This is a genomic window from Halopseudomonas sp. Lyrl_26 (genome assembly GCF_051948695.1).
Lineage (GTDB): Bacteria > Pseudomonadota > Gammaproteobacteria > Pseudomonadales > Pseudomonadaceae > Halopseudomonas > Halopseudomonas formosensis.
Genome location: NZ_JAYJLH010000030.1, coordinates 1 through 2,839 on the forward strand (window position 1 = coordinate 1; position 2,839 = coordinate 2,839).

Genomic DNA, 2,839 nt, shown 5'->3' on the forward strand with positions numbered 1-2,839 from the left:
TTATCGGCAACTCCGGCGCCGCCGGCTGACATTCGCACCCGGGGCGGGTGCTCCTACAGTAGGCCCGATCTTCTCTGATATATCTGTGTAGGAGCACCGCCCCCGGTGCGAACCGGGTATGCCGGCAACCCCGCTGCCGCCGTTAATATTCGCACCCGGGGCGGGTGCTCCTACGGTGGGGCTTGGTCTGCTCCGATATCTTCTGCGTAGGAGCACCGCCCTCGGTGCGAAGGGTTCAAACGCAGGCACACCCAAATCCCAGACACAAAAAAACCGGCTGAAAGCCGGTTTTTCTGTATCTGCAGAACGCAATCAGGCGGCGGTAGCCAGGGCCTTGATGTGTGCGTTCAGGCGGCTCTTGTGACGAGCGGCCTTGTTCTTGGCGATGATGCCCTTGTCGGCCATGCGGTCGATGACCGGAACGGCAGCAGTGTAGGCGGCCTGGGCTTTTTCCAGATCCTTGGCGTCGATCGCTTTTACAACGTTCTTGATGTAGGTACGAACCATGGAGCGCAGGCTTGCATTGTGATTGCGGCGCTTCTCGGCCTGCTTGGCGCGTTTCTTGGCTTGAGGTGAGTTGGCCACCGTCTTGCTCCTCAGAAAATCATGTGAATAAGGGTGTAAATAAGGTCGCGTACTGTGCCGCACAGCGGTGCCGATGTCAAGGGGTAAGGTAGAGTTCCGGGCGGGACGAGTACCGAGGTGTGGCGCACCCGCGCTACGCCTGGGGGCGTACCAACCACCGCCACTTAGCGCTATGATCGCCCTCTTGTTTCGACAGAGCAATGATGAGAACAATGACCGAGACCACGCCCACGCCTCCCTCCGCCGACAAGGCACCCAGTCTGCTGCGCTCCGGCATGGTGGTCAGCATCATGACCATGCTGTCCCGGGTGCTGGGCATGGTGCGCGATGTGGTGGTGGCGGCCTATTTCGGCTCCAAGTCGGAAGCTGATGCCTTCTTTATCGCCTTCAAGATCCCCAACTTCCTGCGTCGTCTGTTTGCCGAGGGTGCTTTCGCCCAAGCCTTCGTGCCGGTGCTGTCCGAATACCGCACCCGTTATACCCTCGCCGAGGTACAGAGTCTGGTCAACCGGGTGACCGGGACTCTGGGCATTACCCTCGCCGGCATCACCCTGCTCGGCGTTGCCGGCGCGCCGGTGTTGATCACGCTGTTCGCCCCGGGCTTCTACGGTGAGACCGAGAAGCTGGAGCTGGCGACCCAGATGCTGCGGATCACCTTTCCCTACCTGTTCCTGATTTCCCTGACCGCCCTGTGCGGCGCCATCCTCAACAGCTATGGCCGTTTTGCCGTGCCGGCCTTCACCCCGGTGCTGCTCAACCTGTGCATGATCGGCGCCACGATATTCATGACTCCCTATTTCGACCAGCCGATCCTGGCGCTGGCCTGGGGGGTATTCATTGCCGGTGTGGTGCAGTTGCTGTTCCAGTTGCCTTTTCTGGCTCAGATACGCCTGCTGCCCATACCCCGCCCGGATCGCAAGCACGAGGGCGTCAGGCGCATCATGACGCTGATGATTCCTGCGCTGTTCGGTGTCTCGGTCAGTCAGATCAACCTGCTGCTGGATACGGTGCTGGCCTCCTTCCTGCAGACTGGCAGCATCTCCTGGTTGTATTACGCCGACCGTCTCTCCGAGCTCCCCCTGGGTGCCTTCGGTATTGCCATAGGGACGGTGATACTGCCGGCGCTGTCCCGTCAGCATGCAGGGGAGGATCCCAAGGCCTTTGCCGCTACCCTGGACTGGGCGGTGCGCATGGTGCTGCTGGTAGGTGTACCCGCTGCGCTGGCGCTCCTGCTGCTGGCCGAGCCGCTGATCGCCACGCTGTTCCATTACGGCGCCATGACCGAGCGTGACGTGGTGCAATCGGCCAATGCCCTGCGTGCCTATGCGGTGGGGGTGATGACCTTCATGCTGATCAAGGTGCTGGCCCCCGGCTATTTTGCCCGCCAGGACATGAAGACCCCGGTGCGCATCGCGGTTACCTGTATGGTGGCCAACATGGTGTTCAACCTGATCCTGGTGTGGCCGCTGGCCCATGTGGGTCTCGCCCTGGCTACTTCATTGTCCGCATTGCTCAACGCCGGGATGCTCTGGTGGGGGCTGCGCAAGATCGGTGTCTACCAGGCCCAGCCGGGTTGGCCGATGTTCACTCTGCGGCTGCTGCTGGCCTGCACAGCGCTGTCCGTCGTGGTGCTGTGGCTGGCGGCGGATGTGCAGCAGTGGTTCGAGTGGGGCTGGCAGCAGAAGGTGCTGCAGATGAGCATTCTGGTGGTGGCAGGTATTGCGGTGTTTCTGGTGACGCTGGTGGCCAGTGGTATGCGCATGAGGCATGTGCGCAAGTAGCGCCAGGAGGGGCAAGCCAAGTCCAGCTCGTCCGCGGTGTGGGGCGGCGGGGTTGCCGGCAAACCCGTTTCGCACCGAGGGCGGTGCTCCTACGCAGAATATATCGGAGAAGCCCGAACCCACCGTAGGAGCACCCGCCTCGGGTGCGAATGTCAGCCGGCGGCGGGGTTGCCGGCAACCCGGTTCGCACCGAGGGCGGTGCTCCTACGCAGAAGATATCGGAGAAGCCCGAGCCCACTGTAGGAGCACCCGCCCCGGGTGCGAATGTCAGCCGGCGGCGGCGGGGTTGCCGGCAACCCGGTTCGCACCGAGGGCGGTGCTCCTACGCAGAAGATATCGGAGAAGCCCGAACCCACCGTAGGAGCACCCGCCCCGGGTGCGAATGCCAGCCGGCGGCGGCGGAGTTGCCGGCAACCCGGTTCGCACCGAGGGCGGTGCTCCTACACAGAACATATCGGAGAAGCCCGAACCCA

At 62.8% G+C, this 2,839-nt stretch carries 2 protein-coding genes; one reads left to right on the forward strand and one right to left on the reverse strand.

Going from position 1 to position 2,839, the window contains the following annotated elements:
• Positions 1–312: 312 nt before the first annotated feature.
• Entirely contained in the window at positions 313–585 is a 273-nt protein-coding gene (rpsT, locus tag VF673_RS14945; protein WP_090540491.1) for a 30S ribosomal protein S20, read from the reverse strand.
• A 212-nt stretch (positions 586–797) separates the two neighbouring features.
• Between rpsT and murJ the strand changes: the two genes are divergently transcribed.
• A complete protein-coding gene (gene murJ, locus VF673_RS14950) occupies positions 798–2,366 on the forward strand; it encodes a murein biosynthesis integral membrane protein MurJ (RefSeq protein WP_440292515.1) in 1,569 nt (522 codons plus the stop codon).
• Positions 2,367–2,839: the final 473 nt, after the last annotated feature.